This is a genomic window from Streptomyces sp. NPDC048671, from assembly GCF_055587045.1.
Genome location: NZ_JBVJHB010000001.1, coordinates 78,136 through 93,582, shown reverse-complemented (window position 1 = coordinate 93,582; position 15,447 = coordinate 78,136). Strand labels below are relative to the sequence as shown.

The window sequence follows — 15,447 nt, the reverse complement described above, 5'->3', positions numbered from 1 at the left end:
GGACCGGGGACACGGCCTACAGCGACTGGGCGGCGGGCTTCACCATGCCCCGGACCGTGCGCGACTTCACGAAGTCGCCCACCGCGGTCATCTCCCACTCGCCGGAGAACTGCTTGATCAGCTTGGCCATGATCACGCCCGTCTGCGGCTCGGCGCCCGTCAGGTCGAAGCGGACCAGCTCGTCGCCGGTGGCCACGTCGATCAGCCGGCAGTAGGCCTTCGCCACCTCGGTGAACTTCTGGCCGGTGAACGAGTTGACCGTGAAGACCAGGCCGGTCGCCTCCGCCGGGATCCGGCCCAGATCGACGACGATCACCTCGTCGTCCCCGGCGCCCTCGCCCGTGAGGTTGTCGCCCGAGTGCTTGATGGCGCCGTTCAGGATGGAGAGCTTGCCGAAGTAGCAGCTGTCCAGGTGGTTGCGGTCCGGGCCGTAGGCGATCACCGACGCGTCCAGGTCGATGTCCTTGCCGCGGAAGGCGGGCTCCCAGCCGAGGCCCATCTTGACCTGGGAGAGCAGTGGCCGGCCGCCCTTGACCAGTGACACCGTCTGGTTCTTCTGCAGATTGACCCGGCCCTTGTCCAGGTTGATCCGGCCGGGGGCCTGGGCCGGGGCCGGCGGGGCGGCGGGCGGGGCCGGCGGAGCGGCAGGCGCCGGCGGGGCGGAGAGCCTCGGGTCCACCGGGGCGGCGGCGGTCACCGGGGGCGCCACCGGTGCGGGCGCGGCGGCGGGCTCGTCCTCGACCGAGACGCCGAAGTCGGTGGCGATGCCCGCCAGCCCGTCGGCATAGCCCTGACCGACCGCGCGGGCCTTCCAGGCGCCGCCCCGCCGGTAGACCTCGATGACCACGAGCGCGGTCTCGGCGCCCAGCTGGGGCGGGGTGAAGGTGGCGAGCGCACTGCCGTCGTCCGCGTTGCGCACGGTGGCGGTGGGCTCGATGCCCTGGAAGGTCTGACCCGCTCCGTCCGGGCTGGCGGTGACGACGATCTTCTCGATGCCGGGCGGCACGGCGGCGGTGTCGACCACGATGGCGTCGGGAGCGGTGCCGCCGCCGGAGCGGTAGGTCACACCGGCGCCCGTGGGCTGGTTGTAGAAGATGAAGTCGTCGTCGGAGCGCACCTTGCCGTCGGCGGTGAGCAGCAGGCCCGACACGTCGAGCCGCACCGGAGCGGCGACGTCCACCGCCACTCGGGGGGCGGAGAGAGGGATGTTCGAGCCGGGTGTCATATCGGTCATGCACGGGGTAACGAATGACCCGGCTTTGCCGTTCCCTTACCTTTGTGCGGCTTCGCCCGTACGGCGGCGGCGCCGGTTCCGTCCGGGTATGTCAGCTCATGTCAGCGGTTTCCGGGGGGTGGTCAGTACGGCCAGATCGGCGGGTTGGTGCAGAAGTGGCCGCCGAGGTGGGCGTGGTCCGGGTTGTCCGGGTCGAGTTCGCCCTGCTCGGCGATGAGCTTCGCCGCGTACGGTTCCGAGTCGTCCCTCGGCTCGTAGCCGAGCGCGCGCGCCGAGGTGAGGTCCCACCACAGCCGGGTGTTGTCGGACGAGCCGTGGACGACGGTGTGTCCCACGTTCTCGGCGCTGAGCGCGGCGTCGAAGAGCCGGGCGCCGTCGCCGGGGCTCATCCAGACCGAGAGCATCCGTACGGATGTCGGCTCCGGGAAGCAGGAGCCGATACGCACGGAGACGGTCTCCAGTCCGTGCCGGTCCCAGTAGAGCTGGGCGAGATCCTCACCGAAGCACTTGGAGAGGCCGTAGAAGGTGTCCGGGCGGCGCGGGGTCCCGACCGGGATCAGCGGATCGCCGGGGAGCGGGCGGGGGGTGAATCCGACGGCGTGGTTGGAGGAGGCGAAGACGATCCGCCGCACGCCTTCCGCGAGCGCGGCCTCGTAGAGGTTGTACGTGCCCTCGATGTTCGCCCGGAGAATCTTGTCGAAAGAGGCTTCCAGCGAGATCCCCGCGAGGTGGATGATCGCGTCGACGCCCCGCACGGCCTCGCGCAGCGCCTCCTTGTCGCCGAGGTCGGCGGTGATCGCGTCCGGCTCGCCCTCGACGGGGACCATGTCGAGGAGGCGGAGCTCGTAGCCGTGGGCGGGCAGCAGTCCGCGCATCAGGGTGCCGAGGCCGCCGGCGGCGCCGGTGAGCAGGACGGTGCGGGGGGCGGGCATACGTGGATCTCCTCGGAACGGGGGGCGGCTGCGCTCGCCGGGTCCTGGGTGGGGTTCACATGCGTGGACAAGTTATGGAGCGGTGTGGGGTTGCGTCAAGGGGGGTTGCCCTGGTCCGGGGTGCGGGGTTCCGTCCTCAATCGCCGGACGGGCTGGTTTGTGCGGGTGCCCCGCAGGGGCGCTTTCCCGGTGGGTGGGGGGTGGTGCCCCTCCGGGGCGTCTCCTCGAAAATGGCGTGTTCACCCCGGTCCGAGGGGGACCCGGGTCGTACGCCATTTCCTGCGGGGACTCCCCTGCACGTCCCCACCCCTGCATCACTCGCGTCTGCACACCGGCCCGATGGCTGCCGCAGACGCGGGGCGGCCGGGTCCGGGGCCGTGCAGGGGAGTCCCCGCAGGACGACGAACAGATACCCGGGTCCGTTTGCGTACCCGCCGCACGTTCGTCGTCTGAGGAGACGCCCCGGAGGGGCATCGGACCCCCACCCACCGGGAAAGCGCACCCTGCGGGGGCACCCGCACACACCAAGCCCGTCCGGCGATTGAGGACGGAACCCCGCGCCCGGACCGGGGCGCCAACCCACCTTGACCCGCGCCGAGCCACTGCCTTAGCGTAAGGACCGTTCATGAATATGGACGCCAGTCAGAATTGTGCACGCCTGAACCCGCTCAGGGAGCGCCCGTGACCTCAGCCCCACTCGCCGCCCGACTCACCGCTGTCGCCGGGCCGCTCTTCTTCCCCGTCACCGCCTACGGACCCGACGGCTCCGTCGACCTCGACGTCTTCCGCGCGCATGTGCGCAAGGGCGTCGACGCCGGTGCGGCGGCCGTCTTCGCCTGCTGCGGGACGGGTGAGTTCCACGCCCTGACGCCCGAGGAGTTCCGCCTCGTCGTCGCCGCGGCCGTCGAGGAGACCGCCGGCCAGGTGCCCGTCGTGGCGGGCGCCGGATACGGCACCGCCCTCGCCGTCCAGTTCGCGAAGCTCGCCGAGGAGGCGGGCGCGGACGGGCTCCTCGCCATGCCGCCGTACCTGGTCGTGGCCGACCAGGAGGGGCTGCTCGCCCACTACACGGCACTCGGCGCCGCCACCGGCCTGGAGACGATCGTCTACCAGCGCGACAACGCCGTCTTCACCCCGCAGACCGTGGTCGCCCTGGCGCAGACGCCGGGCATCATCGGCCTCAAGGACGGCTACGGCGACCTCGACCTGATGCAGCGCATCGTCAGCGCCGTGCGCACCGGACTGCCCGGCCGGGACTTCCTGTACTTCAACGGGCTGCCCACCGCCGAGCTCACCGGTCTCGCCTACCGGGGCATCGGCGTCAAGCTCTACTCCTCCGCGGTCTTCGCCTTCGCGCCCGATATCGCGCTGGCCTTCTACCGGGCCCTCGAAGCGGGTGACGACGCCCTCGTCAACGGGCTGCTCGACCACTTCTACCGGCCGCTCGTCGAACTGCGGGCCAAGGGCCGCGGCTACGCGGTCTCGCTGGTCAAGGCGGCCGTCCGGCTCCAGGGCCTGGAGGTCGGCGAGGTGCGCAGCCCGCTCACCGAGCCGCCGGCCGCGCACATCGAGGAGCTGACCGGGATCATCGAGAGCGGCCGCGCGCTGCTGGAGCGGAGCGCCGGCGGCGACGCCGGGGAGCGCGGGTGAGGACCTCCGCCTTCCTGTACCCCTGGGACGTCGTCGGGGACCCGGACGCGGCCGCCCGCGTCGCGGACCTCGGCGTCCAGCAGGTGACGCTCGCCTCCGCCTACCACTCCACCCGGGCGCTGACCCCGCGCCACCCCGGCCACCGCATCGTCACGGCCGAGCACGCGGCGGTGCTCTACCCGCCGGACCCCGCACGGTGGGCGGGGCGCGCGCTGCGTCCCCGCGCGCAGTCCTGGGTGGCCTCGGACGACCCCTACGCCGAGGCTGCCGAGGCCCTGGCAGGCGCGGGTCTCCAGGTGCACAGCTGGGTGGTCCTCGCGCACAACTCCCGGCTGGGCGCCGAGCACCCGGACATCTGCGTGGTCAACGCCTACGGCGACCGCTACCCGTGGGCCCCCTGCGTCGCGCAGCCCGGTGTCCGCGCCCATCTGGTGGACCTGGCGGTGGAGGCGGCGGTGCGCGGCGGTACGCACGGCACGGAGCTGGAGTCCTGCGGCTGGTACGGGTTCGCGCATCTGCACGCCCACGACAAGATCGCGGGCGTCGGCCTCGGTGACGCGGCGCAGTACCTGATGTCGCTCTGCTTCTGCCCCGACTGCCGGACCGGGTACGAGGGTCAGGGGCTGGACGCCGCCGATCTGGGCCGGGCGGTACGCCGGGCGCTGGAGCCGGCCTGGTCGGGTGCCGGCTCCCCGGAGACCGGCTGGTCCGGCGTCGAGAAGCTCCTCGGCGCGGGTCTGGCCGCCGCCACCCTCCAGTGGCGTGCCGAAGTGGCCCGCGGGCTCCAGGAGTCGGTGGTCGCCGCGGTGCGGGCGGCCGCCGCACCGGACTTCCAGGTGCTGCTGCACGCCGACCCCGCGCCGTACCGCTCCGGTGCGAACGTGGGCGTCGACCCGGAGCACATCCTGTCCGTGGCGGACGGTGTGGTGCTGCCCTGCACCGGCAGCGACGCGGCGCGCGAGGCCGTGCTCGGCCCGTTCGCCGGCCGTGAAGGTGTGCTCGCGGCCAACCTCACCGTGGTGCGGGGGATGGGCGGCAGCCCGGACACCCTGGAGCGCGACGCGGGGCACGCGGCCTCGCTCGGCGCGAACGAACTGCGGCTCTACCACGCGGGGCTGGCCTCCGGCCCGGACCTTCGAGCCGTCGCCGGAGCGCTCTCACGCCTCGGCCGATGACGGAAGCGGGCCGGTGGGGGCGTCCGTCAGCCGCCCCCGCCGGCCCGTGACCAGGATCAGCGCGGCCGCCAGCGCCAACGTGCCCACCAGCGGCAGCAGCACCTGGACGTCCACCACCGCCACCAGCCCCGCGCCGAGCGCCAGTGCCACCGCGTTCGGCGCGAACATCAGCGTGTTGGCGGTCGCCGCCGTCCGGCCCAGCAGCGCGTCCGGCGTCTCCCGCTGCCCCGCCGTCATCGCGGCGATCAGCACACACGGCAGCCCGGCCCCGATCAGCCCGCACGCCACCAGCGCCACCGCGTCGTACGGCACCGCGCGCAGCCCCACCGCCAGCCCGAACACGGCGATGCCCGCCGCCGTGAACACCCGCTCCGGCAGCCGCCGCAGCAACGGCCCGGCCAGCAGCCCGATGGCGACGGACCCGACGCCCTGCACCGCGGAGAGCACCCCCGCGTACGCCGGGGAATGACCCAGCGTCCTGTCCACGACGGCGTACAGCGTCGCCCCGTTGAGCCCGGCGCACAGCATCGTGACCGATCCGGCGAGCACCAGCGGACGCAGCACCGGCGAACCCCACACCTGCCGCATCCCCGCGGTCCAGCCGCCCGTCCCGTCCCCGGTCACCGCCGGGGCGGGCCGCCGTACCCGCAGCAGTCCGTAGAGCCCGGCGGCCAGCGCGAAGGAGGCCGCGTCCAGCAGGGCCACCGAGGCGCCGCCGAAGCGCGCGTACAGTGCCGCGCCGGTGAGCGGGGCCACCAGCTTCATGCCCTCGTTCGCCATCATCCGCAGCCCGTTGAAGTCGCCCAGCAGTCGGGCGTCCACCGCTCGCCCGACCAGCGCCGATTCCGCCGAGTCCATCAGCACGGAGCTCGTCCCGTACAGCACGAGCACCGCGAACAGGATCCAGATCCGCCCCGCCGAATCCACCGCGGTCAGGGCGGTCAGCAGCAGGGCCATCACGACGTTCGACCAGACCAGCAGCGGCTTCCTGGGCAACCGGTCGGCCACCGCCCCGAGGACCGGACCGAAGAGCACCGGCATCCAGACGGTGAACAGGGCGAGCGCCGCCAGACTGTCCGAACCCGTCAGCGACTTGACCCAGATCCCGGCCGCCAGTGACATCGCCGAGCTGCCGAACCCGGAGACGACGACCGCCGCCAGGAACAGCCCCGCCGTCCGGTCCCTCAGTACCCGCCCCGCCGCCGACCCCGCCATCGTGCCCACCGAACCTCCCTGACCTGCGCTTGCGTTGTGCGGTCAGGCTGTCCGCCAAGGCCCTCGCGGGGCATCGGGAGGATGCCGTAGGCCCCCCGGCGGGGCGGCCCGGCGCGGTGATCCGTGTACGGCACACGTCGTAGTCCGGCGAAGTTCTTCTGTCAGAAGCGTTGACGAAACATTCCTGGCGCCTCTAGCTTCATCGCGTCGTACTTCGTACGTCATATATGAGACGCGATACGCGAGATGCGAGAGCCCTTCACCCATGACCTTTGCGCCCACCCCGATTCCGTCCCGCACCCAGTACGTGCTGGAGGCGATCAAGCACGCGATCCTCACGGCGCAGCTGAGACCAGGGCAGGCGCTCGTCGAGACCGAGCTCGCCGCACAGTTCGGGGTCTCCAAGACCCCCGTCCGTGAGGCGCTCAAGACCCTCGCCGGTACCGGACTCGTCGTCATGAGCCAGTACAAGGGCGCGATCGTGCGCCTGGTCGACGCGACCATGGCCCGGGAGGTGTACGACGTGCGGCTGCTCCTCGAACCGGAGGCGCTGCGCCGCTCCATCACCCGCAAGGCCTCGCTCGACGAGGCCCAGGAGGCCCTGGAGCGGGCCGACTCGGCCGGCGACAAGGCGGACAGGTCGCTCGCCAACCGGGACTTCCACCGGGCGCTCTACCTGCCCTGCGGCAACCCGCTGCTGGCCCGGATGCTCGACGAGGTCCGCGACCAGGCGGCCCTCGTCTCGACCGTCGCCTGGGCGACCATCCCGTCCTGGGAGCGGGAGGCGGCCGAGCACCGGGAGATCCTGCGGCTCGCGCTCGCCGACGACGCGGACGCCGCGGCCGGGGCCCTGCACGACCACATCGCGTCGTTCGTCCGCCGCGCCTTCCCCGACGACGAAGACGGGGGCGGCGCGGCGTGAACCACCAGCACATCGAAGAAAGGCCTGTCCGCATGGACCTCACACCGCTGAAGGCGGCCCTCGCAGACGTCGTGGCGATCCCGGTGACCCCGTTCGCCGCGGACGGCACCATCGACACGGCGGTGCACCGCGCCCTGCTGCGCAGGCTCCTCGACGGCGGCGTACGCATCCTCACCCCGAACGGCAACACCGGCGAGTTCTACGCGCTGACCCCCGAGGAGCGGCGCACCGTCACCGAGCTGACCATCGACGAGACGGGCGGCCGTGCCGCGATCCTGGTCGGGGTCGGACACGACGTGCCGACCGCCGTCGCCGCGGCCGAGCACGCCCGGGACGCCGGGGCCGAGATGGTGATGGTGCACCAGCCCGTCCACCCGTACGTCTCGCAGGACGGCTGGATCGACTACCACCGGGCCATCGCGCAGGCCGTCCCCGGACTCGGCGTCGTGCCCTACATCCGCAACCCGCACCTGGACGGGGAGGCCCTGGCCGCGCTCGCGGACGCCTGCCCCAACGTCATCGGCGTCAAGTACGCCGTCCCGGACGCCGCCCGCTTCGCCGCCTTCGCCCGCGACGCGGGTCTCGACCGGTTCGTCTGGATCGCCGGCCTCGCGGAGCTGTACGCCCCCTCCTACTTCTCCGCGGGCGCCACCGGATTCACCTCCGGCCTCGTCAACGTCGCCCCCGGTGTCTCGATCGCCATGCTGGAGGCGCTGCGGGCCGGCGACCACCCGGCCGCGATGAAGGTCTGGGAGCAGATCCGCCGCTTCGAGGAACTGCGCGCCGCCCGGCAGTCCGCCAACAACGTGACGGTCGTCAAGGAGGCCCTGGCCTCGCTCGGCCTGTGCGGCCGCGACGTCCGCCCGCCCAGCCGGGTGCTGCCCGAGGCGCAGCGCGCCGAGGTCGCCGACCAGGTCGCGGGGTGGTCCATATGATCCCCGAGGCCGGCCGCATCAGCTCCGAGGAGCTGCGCAGCCACCAGTGGTACGGCACCGACGGGCTGCGCTCCTTCAGCCACCGCGCCCGCACCCGCCAGCTCGGCTACCTCCCCGAGGAGCACCTCGGCAAGCCGGTCATCGCGATCCTCAACACCTGGTCCGACATCAACCCCTGCCACGTCCACCTGCGCGACCGCGCCCAGGCGGTCAAGCGGGGCGTCTGGCAGGCGGGCGGCTTCCCGCTCGAATTCCCGGTCTCCACCCTCTCGGAGACGTTCCAGAAGCCGACCCCGATGCTCTACCGCAACATGCTGGCGATGGAGACGGAGGAACTGCTGCGCTCCTACCCCGTGGACGGCGCGGTGCTGCTCGGCGGCTGCGACAAGTCGACGCCCGCGCTGCTGATGGGCGCCGCCTCCGTCGACCTGCCGGCCGTCTTCGTACCGGCCGGGCCGATGCTGCCGGGGCACTGGCGCAACGAAGTCCTCGGCTCCGGCACCGACATGTGGAAGTACTGGGACGACAAGCGGGCCGGGCTCATCGGCGACTGCGAGATGGCCGAACTGGAGAACGGGCTCGCCCGCTCGCCCGGCCACTGCATGACGATGGGCACCGCCTCCACCCTGACGGCCGCGGCCGAGGCGCTCGGCGTCACCGTCCCCGGCGCCTCCTCCATCCCGGCCGTCGACTCGGGCCATGACCGGATGGCCGCGCGGTCCGGGCTCGCGATCGTCGAACTGGTCTGGCAGCAGCGGAAGCTGTCGGACATCCTCACGGCGGACGCCTACGAGGACGCCGTCGCCACGGTCCTCGCGCTCGGCGGCTCCACCAACGCCGTCATCCACCTCATCGCGATGGCGGGCCGCTCCGGGATCAGGCTCACCCTCGACGACTTCGACCGCGTCGCCCGTACCGTCCCGGTCCTGGCCAATCTGCGGCCCGGCGGGAAGTACCTGATGGAGGACTTCCACTTCGCCGGCGGGCTGCCCGGCTTCCTGGCCCGGCTCACCGACGTACTCCACCTGGACCGGCCCACCGTCGCGCACGACACCCTGCGCGCACAGCTCGACGGCGCTCTCGTGCACAACAGCGACGTCATCCGGGAACGCGACAACCCCCTCGCCGACGAGGGCGGCGTGGCGGTGCTGCGCGGCAACCTCTGCCCGGACGGCGCGGTCATCAAGCACATCGCCGCCGAACCGCACCTGCTGCGCCACACCGGTCCCGCGGTCGTCTTCGACGACTACAAGGAGATGCAGCGCACCATCAACGACCCGGCCCTGGCCCTCACCCCGGACCATGTGCTGGTGCTCCGCAACGCCGGACCCAAGGGCGGCCCCGGAATGCCCGAGTACGGCATGCTGCCGATCCCCGACTACCTGCTGAAGCAGGGCGTACGGGACATGGTGCGGCTCTCCGACGCCCGGATGAGCGGCACCAGTTACGGGGCCTGCGTGCTGCACATCGCACCCGAGTCCTATGTCGGCGGGCCCCTCGCACTCGTCCGCAGCGGTGACCTCATCACCCTGGACGTCGAGGCGCGCCTGCTCCATCTCGACGTGACCGAGGCGGAGTTGTCGCGGCGCGCGGCCGAGTGGACGCCGCCGGCCAACCGGTACGAGCGCGGTTACGGGGCGCTCTACCAGGACCAGATCACCCAGGCCGACACCGGCTGCGACTTCGCCTTCCTGGCCCGGCCGGGAGAAGTGCCCGACCCGTACGCCGGCTGAACGGCCCCACCGGAATTCCGCGCACCGCGTGTCCGGCATACCGAACGACATGCGGGAAGCGCTTGCGTACTACACGCACCGCACCACCGAGCACCACCCGGTACCACCGAGCACCACCCGGTACCACCGAGCACCACCCGGCACCACCGAGCACCACCCGGCGCCAGTGGGTGCCGGCCGGCCCCGTCGAGTGCTCCCAGCACCAACCCGCACCCCCAGTACCTCAGAGAACGGAGACGTGTCATGGCCCAAGCCGCCGCTGTGGCCACACCGCCCAAGGTGCCCAGGCGCCGCTCCGCGAGCCCCCGCCGACTGCCGTATCTGCTGATCGCCCCCGCGGGGCTGCTGATGCTGGGTTTCATCGCCTACCCGGTGATCAGCGTCTTCTACTACAGCCTGCAGAACTACAACGTCACCAAGCCGTGGCGGAACGGCTTCGCGGGCCTCGACAACTTCACCCGGATCTTCACCGAGGACGACCAGTTCTGGACCACCCTGGGCTTCAGCGCCCAGTGGGTGGTCACCCAGGTCGCGCTCCAGCTCACCCTCGGACTCGCCCTCGCCCTGATCGTCAACCAGACCTTCATCGGCCGCGGCATCTCCCGCGCCATGGTCTTCTCGCCCTGGGCCGTTTCCGGCGTACTGACCAGCACCATCTGGATCCTGCTCTACAACTCCTCGACCGGCTTCAGCCGTTACCTCGCGGACGCCGGCATCGGCGACTACGGCACCTCCGTGCTCTCCGACACCGGAACCGTCTTCTGGGCCGCGACCGTCGCCGAACTCTGGCGCGGGGTCCCCTTCTTCGCCATCCTCATCCTCGCCGACCTCCAGTCCGTCTCCAAGGAGCTGTACGAGGCGGCGTCCGTCGACGGGGCCGGGCGGCTGCGCCAGTTCTTCCACATCACCCTGCCGCACCTGCGGGACGCGATCATCCTCGCCACCCTGCTGCGCGGCGTCTGGGAGTTCAACAACGTCGACCTGCTCTACACCCTCACCGGGGGCGGACCGGCGGGCGAGACCACCACCCTGCCGCTCTATGTCGCCAACACCGGCATCGAGGGCCACGACTTCGGATACGCGTCGGCGCTCACCACCGTCGCCTTCGTCATCCTCCTCTTCTGCTCGATCGTCTATCTGCGCCTGAGCAAGTTCGGAGGCGACCACAAGTGACTGCCGCACTGGCCGAGAAGAACGGCACCGACACCGCACACCCGCCCGCCCCGAGCAGCCCGCCGCCCGCCGCGCACCGGCGCCGCAAGCCCGGACGCGAGCGCGCCTTCGACGAGGTGCCGCGCTGGCAGATCTACGTACCGCTCGGCATCTACCTGGTCTTCACCCTCATCCCGTTCTACTGGATGTTCCTGTTCGCCGTGCGCCCCGCCGGGTCCACCTCGCTCGTGCCGTGGCCGATGACCGGGGAGCACTTCGACAAGGTCTGGAACGAGCGCAGCTTCGCCGTCTTCTTCCAGAACAGCATGATCGTCGGGGTCTGCACCCTGATCACCACCACGCTCGTCGCACTGGCCGGCGGCTACGCCCTCGCCCGGTTCAACTTCAAGATCAAGAACGCCTTCATGCTGGCGCTGCTCTGCTCGCAGTTCATCCCGGGCGCGCTGATGCTCGTACCGCTCTTCGAGATCTTCAAGAACCTCCAGATGATCAACTCCCTGGGGAGCGTGGTCATCGCCGAGACGGTCTTCCAGCTGCCGCTGTCGATCATCCTGATCAGCGGATTCATCAAGAACGTGCCCGTCTCGCTGGAGGAGGCCGCCTGGGTGGACGGCTGCTCGCGCTTCCGCGCCTTCTGCGCGGTGGTGCTGCCGCTGCTGCGGCCGGGGCTGATCGCGGTCGGCTCGTTCGCCTTCGTGCACAGCTGGAACCACTTCCTGTTCGCCCTGATGTTCCTCAGCGAGCAGGACAAGCAGACGATCCCGGTCGGCCTGAACACCCTCATCGGCGCGGACAGCGTCGATCTGGGCGCGCTCGCCGCGGGCGGTGTGATCGCCGCGGTCCCCGTGGTGATCGTCTTCGCCTTCATCCAGAAGTGGCTGATCACCGGCTTCAGCGCCGGCGCCGTGAAGGGCTGACGCGTATGAGCCCCACCCCCACCACCCCGCTGCCGGTCGTCCTCGCGGGCGCCCGCGGCCACGGGCGCTGGCACCTCGCCAATATCCGCCGCCTCCAGGACCAGGGCCTCGTCCGGCTCGCCGGAGTCTGCGAACTCAACCCGCTCAGCGCGGACGAACTCACCGCCTTCGCCACCGAACTCCCCGAGCAGTCAGCCGACTTCGGGGCGCTCCTGGACTCCACCGGGGCCCGCGCCGCCGTCATCTGCACCCCCATCCAGACCCACACCGAACTGGCGCTCACCGCCGCCGGACGCGGCGTCCACCTCCTGCTGGAGAAACCGCCCGCCGCGACCCGGACCGACTTCGAGCGGATCCTGACCGGGGTACGGGACGCCGGCATCGCCTGCCAGGTGGGCTTCCAGTCCTTCGGCTCACACGCGGTACCCGCCATCCGCGAACTCGTCCGCACCGGCGCCGTCGGCACCGTGCGGGGCTACGGGGCCGCGGGCGCCTGGGTCCGCGACGACACCTACTACCGGCGGGCGCCCTGGGCCGGGCGGCGGCGGATCGGCGGCACGGATGTGGTCGACGGGGTGCTCACCAACCCGCTCGCGCACGCCGTCGCCACCGCCCTCGAACTCGCCGGCAGCGCGACGGCGCGGGACGTCGCCGGAGTCGAGACCGAACTCTTCCGCGCCCACGACATCGAGGCCGACGACACCTCCTGCGTACGCGTCACCACCACGTCCGGGCTGCCGGTCACCGTCGCCGTCACCCTCTGCGCCGAACAGGCCGGGGAACCCTATGTGATCGTCCACGGCGACCGCGGCCGGATCACCTTCTGGTACAAGCAGGACCGGGTCCTCGTCCAGCGCGCCGGACACGGCCCGCAGGAGACCGTCCACGGACGGACCGACCTCCTGGAGAACCTCGTCGACCACCTGACGCACGGCACGGCGCTGCTCGTGCCGCCGCACCGCACCGGCGCGTTCATGGAGGTCGTCGAAGCCGTACGGACCGCCCCCGAGCCGCTCGCCCTGCCGTCCGGCGCCTGGCACACCGCCCCCGCCCTCACCGGCGGCGGCACCCGCCGGGTGGTGCGCGGCATCGACGCGGCCGTCGCGGCGGGCGCCGGCACCCTCACGCTCTTCTCCGAACTCGGCGTCCCCTGGGCGCTCCCCACCGAGGTGAGTTCACCGTGACGACCACCGCACTCCTGAGCTGCGCCGGCCGCCCCGTCGGCCGCTACACCTACCTCCCCGCCCCCGAGGGCCGCCCCTACCTCCACCCCGTCACCACCCTCGCCGGCACCCCGGTCACCGAGGAGCACCCGGCCGACCACCTCCACCACCTGGGCACCTCCGTCGCCGTGCCCGACGTGGCGGGGCACAACTTCTGGGGCGGCCGCACCTTCGTCCGCGACCAGGGCCCCACCGCGCTCGACAACCACGGGGTCCAGCGCCACCTCGGCTGGAAGCTCCGCGACCCGGACGGCTTCGTCGAGGAGCTCAGCTGGGAGGCCGGCGACACCGAACTCCTGCGGGAGCACCGCACGGTCGCCACCGCCGAACTCTCCGACACCGCCTGGGCGCTGGACTTCTCCTTCTCGCTCACCAACCGCGGCGGCTCGGACCTCTCCATCGGCAGCCCCGCCACCAACGGCCGGCCTGGCGCCGGATACGGCGGCTTCTTCTGGCGCGCGCCCAAGGAACCCTCGCCGCCCGCCGTGTTCAGCGGCCTCGGGGACGGCGAGGAGGCGGTGCACGGACGCGCCGCCGACTGGGTCGCGATGAGCGGCGACGGCTGGACCCTGGTGTTCGCGGGGGCGACCGAGGAGACCCGGCGGGACCCGTGGTTCGTGCGGACCATCGAGTACCCGGGCGTCGGCTCATCCCTCGCCGCAGCCCACCGGCTCCCCGTCCCCGCCGGAGCCACCGTGGTACGCCGGGTCGTCACCGTCATCGCCGACGGCCGGCTCGACCGGGCGACGGCCGCCGCCTACGTCCGCCGGGCGGTGACCGCGTGAGCGGCCCGGGCGGACGGCCCTGGACCGCCGACCTCGGTGACGGCACCTACCGCAACCCGGTGCTGAACGCCGACTGGTCCGACCCCGACGTGGTGCGCGTCGGCGAGGACTTCTACCTCACCGCCTCCAGCTTCGGCCGGGTCCCCGGACTGCCGCTGCTGCACTCGCGCGACCTGGTGAACTGGTCACTCATCGGCCACGCCCTGGACCGCCTCGAACCCGCCGCGGACTTCGCCGTGCCGCGCCACGACCGCGGGGTCTGGGCGCCGTCGCTGCGGCACCACGCCGGACGGTTCTGGATCTTCTGGGGCGACCCCGACCACGGCATCCAGCAGATCAGCGCCGGGGACATCCGCGGCCCGTGGACCGCGCCCCATCTGGTGAAGGCGGGCAAGGGGCTGATCGACGCCTGCCCGCTGTGGGACGAGGAGACCGGCGAGGCCTATCTCGTGCACGCCTGGGCCAAGTCCCGTTCCGGGATCAAGAACCGGCTCACCGGCCACCGGATGAGCCCCGACGGCCGGGAGCTGCTCGACGAGGGCAAGACCCTGATCGACGCCGACACGATCCCCGGCTGGTTCACCCTGGAGGGCCCCAAGCTCTACCGGCACGAAGGCGAGTTCTGGATCCTCGCCCCGGCCGGCGGGGTGGCGACGGGCTGGCAGGGCGCCTTCCGCTCCCGCGACTTCTTCGGACCGTACGAGGAGCGCGTCGTCCTCGCCCAGGGCCGTACCGGCGTCAACGGGCCGCACCAGGGCGGCTGGGTCCGCACCGAGGCGGGCGAGGACTGGTTCCTGCACTTCCAGGAGCGCGGGGCCTACGGGCGGGTCGTCCACCTCCAGCCGATGCGCTGGGCCGAGGAGGACGGGGGCTGGCCGGTCATCGGTGACGCGGGCGAACCCGTGTCCGTGCACCCGAAGCCGGCCGCGCCCCGCCAGCCCGCCGAGGCACCGGCGAGCGACGACAGCTTCCCCGGCGGCCGGTACGGCAGACAGTGGCAGTGGACCGCCAACCCCCGCCCCGGCTGGACCGTCGAGCACGCCGGGGACGGGCTGCGGCTCAGCTGCGTACGGACCGCTTACGCGCACGATCTGCGGGCCCTGCCCAATGTGCTGGTCCAGCGGCTGCCCGCCGACACGTTCACGGCCGAGGTGGAGGTCTGCCTCGGCAGTGAGGTGCCGGGCGCCAAGGCGGGGCTCGCCGTGCTCGGCGACGCGTTCAGCTGGATCGGCCTGGAGCGGTCGGACGGCGGGGGCGTACGGCTCGTGCACCGGTACGCGGAGACGGTCGCCGAGCACGAACGGGACGCCGGGCACAGCAGACCGGCCCCCGAGGGGCGGGCCCGGCTGCGGATCGAGGTCGGGGCCGGGGCCCGCTGCCGCTTCCACGCCGACACCGGGGACGGGACCGGGTTCAGGCCCTCGGGCCAGGTCTTCGCGGCGGAGCCGTGGCGCTGGGTCGGCGCCCTGCTCGGACTCTTCGCCACCGCACCCGCCGGGACGGGGCCGGCCGGGACGGCCCGCTTCACCGGCTTCCGCACCACCGCCTGACCG

Annotated in this window: 13 protein-coding genes; 10 read left to right on the top strand and 3 right to left on the bottom strand. The window is 72.3% G+C overall.

The window, feature by feature from the left end; genetic code table 11:
- Window positions 1-16: 16 nt before the first annotated feature.
- Together ACZ6S6_RS00470 and ACZ6S6_RS00465 are read right to left on the bottom strand one after the other, a co-directional pair.
- A complete protein-coding gene (locus ACZ6S6_RS00470) occupies window positions 17-1,234 on the bottom strand; it encodes a TerD family protein (protein WP_362961783.1) in 1,218 nt (405 codons plus the stop codon).
- A 122-nt stretch (window positions 1,235-1,356) separates the two neighbouring features.
- Window positions 1,357-2,166 carry an NAD-dependent epimerase/dehydratase family protein gene (locus tag ACZ6S6_RS00465; RefSeq protein WP_362961781.1) on the bottom strand — a complete coding sequence of 270 codons (810 nt, stop codon included), beginning with the start codon at window positions 2,164-2,166 and terminating at the stop codon, window positions 1,357-1,359.
- 681 nt (window positions 2,167-2,847) lie between these two features.
- Between ACZ6S6_RS00465 and ACZ6S6_RS00460 the strand changes: the two genes are divergently transcribed.
- Window positions 2,848-3,816, top strand: a complete 969-nt coding sequence (locus ACZ6S6_RS00460) for a 5-dehydro-4-deoxyglucarate dehydratase (protein ID WP_362961779.1) — start codon at window positions 2,848-2,850, stop codon at window positions 3,814-3,816.
- Window positions 3,813-4,991 (top strand): hypothetical protein, encoded by a 1,179-nt coding sequence (locus ACZ6S6_RS00455; protein ID WP_469702652.1) that lies wholly within the window; start codon window positions 3,813-3,815, stop codon window positions 4,989-4,991. The genes ACZ6S6_RS00460 and ACZ6S6_RS00455 overlap by 4 nt, the downstream gene beginning before the upstream one ends.
- Here ACZ6S6_RS00455 and ACZ6S6_RS00450 read toward each other — a convergent pair.
- The gene (locus ACZ6S6_RS00450) at window positions 4,974-6,206 is read right to left on the bottom strand and encodes an MFS transporter (RefSeq protein WP_362961803.1); all 1,233 of its coding nucleotides are present in this window, start codon (window positions 6,204-6,206) and stop codon (window positions 4,974-4,976) included. The genes ACZ6S6_RS00455 and ACZ6S6_RS00450 overlap by 18 nt on opposite strands.
- A 265-nt stretch (window positions 6,207-6,471) precedes the next feature.
- Between ACZ6S6_RS00450 and ACZ6S6_RS00445 the strand changes: the two genes are divergently transcribed.
- From ACZ6S6_RS00445 to ACZ6S6_RS00410, 8 genes are all read left to right on the top strand, one after another.
- Window positions 6,472-7,128, top strand: a complete 657-nt coding sequence (locus tag ACZ6S6_RS00445) for a GntR family transcriptional regulator (RefSeq protein ID WP_362961775.1) — start codon at window positions 6,472-6,474, stop codon at window positions 7,126-7,128.
- A 32-nt stretch (window positions 7,129-7,160) separates the two neighbouring features.
- Window positions 7,161-8,063, top strand: a complete 903-nt coding sequence (locus ACZ6S6_RS00440; protein WP_362961773.1) for a dihydrodipicolinate synthase family protein — start codon at window positions 7,161-7,163, stop codon at window positions 8,061-8,063.
- Window positions 8,060-9,796 carry an L-arabinonate dehydratase gene (gene araD, locus ACZ6S6_RS00435; protein WP_469702649.1) on the top strand — a complete coding sequence of 579 codons (1,737 nt, stop codon included), beginning with the start codon at window positions 8,060-8,062 and terminating at the stop codon, window positions 9,794-9,796. Before ACZ6S6_RS00440 ends, araD begins: the two co-directional genes overlap by 4 nt.
- 243 nt (window positions 9,797-10,039) lie before the next feature.
- Window positions 10,040-10,969, top strand: a complete 930-nt coding sequence (locus ACZ6S6_RS00430) for a carbohydrate ABC transporter permease (protein ID WP_250970433.1) — start codon at window positions 10,040-10,042, stop codon at window positions 10,967-10,969.
- Window positions 10,966-11,886, top strand: a complete 921-nt coding sequence (locus ACZ6S6_RS00425) for a carbohydrate ABC transporter permease (RefSeq protein WP_362961769.1) — start codon at window positions 10,966-10,968, stop codon at window positions 11,884-11,886. Before ACZ6S6_RS00430 ends, ACZ6S6_RS00425 begins: the two co-directional genes overlap by 4 nt.
- Window positions 11,887-11,891: 5 nt before the next feature.
- Window positions 11,892-13,070: a Gfo/Idh/MocA family protein gene (locus ACZ6S6_RS00420; protein ID WP_469702646.1), complete on the top strand. Its 1,179-nt coding sequence runs from the start codon at window positions 11,892-11,894 to the stop codon at window positions 13,068-13,070.
- Complete coding sequence (locus tag ACZ6S6_RS00415) at window positions 13,067-13,894, top strand: DUF6807 domain-containing protein (protein WP_469702644.1); 828 nt, start codon at window positions 13,067-13,069, stop codon at window positions 13,892-13,894. The genes ACZ6S6_RS00420 and ACZ6S6_RS00415 overlap by 4 nt, the downstream gene beginning before the upstream one ends.
- Entirely contained in the window at window positions 13,891-15,444 is a 1,554-nt protein-coding gene (locus ACZ6S6_RS00410; protein ID WP_469702642.1) for a glycoside hydrolase family 43 protein, read from the top strand. The genes ACZ6S6_RS00415 and ACZ6S6_RS00410 overlap by 4 nt, the downstream gene beginning before the upstream one ends.
- Window positions 15,445-15,447: the final 3 nt, after the last annotated feature.

Excerpts from the sequence above, each read along its gene's own strand:
- ACZ6S6_RS00470 (WP_362961783.1), bottom strand. The coding sequence starts at position 1,234 with ATGACCGATATGACACCCGGCTCGAACATCCCTCTCTCCGCCCCCCGA.
- ACZ6S6_RS00465 (WP_362961781.1), bottom strand. The coding sequence starts at position 2,166 with ATGCCCGCCCCCCGCACCGTCCTGCTCACCGGCGCCGCCGGCGGCCTC.
- ACZ6S6_RS00450 (WP_362961803.1), bottom strand. The coding sequence starts at position 6,206 with ATGGCGGGGTCGGCGGCGGGGCGGGTACTGAGGGACCGGACGGCGGGG.
- ACZ6S6_RS00445 (WP_362961775.1), top strand. The coding sequence starts at position 6,472 with ATGACCTTTGCGCCCACCCCGATTCCGTCCCGCACCCAGTACGTGCTG.
- ACZ6S6_RS00440 (WP_362961773.1), top strand. The coding sequence starts at position 7,161 with ATGGACCTCACACCGCTGAAGGCGGCCCTCGCAGACGTCGTGGCGATC.
- araD (WP_469702649.1), top strand. The coding sequence starts at position 8,060 with ATGATCCCCGAGGCCGGCCGCATCAGCTCCGAGGAGCTGCGCAGCCAC.
- ACZ6S6_RS00430 (WP_250970433.1), top strand. The coding sequence starts at position 10,040 with ATGGCCCAAGCCGCCGCTGTGGCCACACCGCCCAAGGTGCCCAGGCGC.
- ACZ6S6_RS00420 (WP_469702646.1), top strand. The coding sequence starts at position 11,892 with ATGAGCCCCACCCCCACCACCCCGCTGCCGGTCGTCCTCGCGGGCGCC.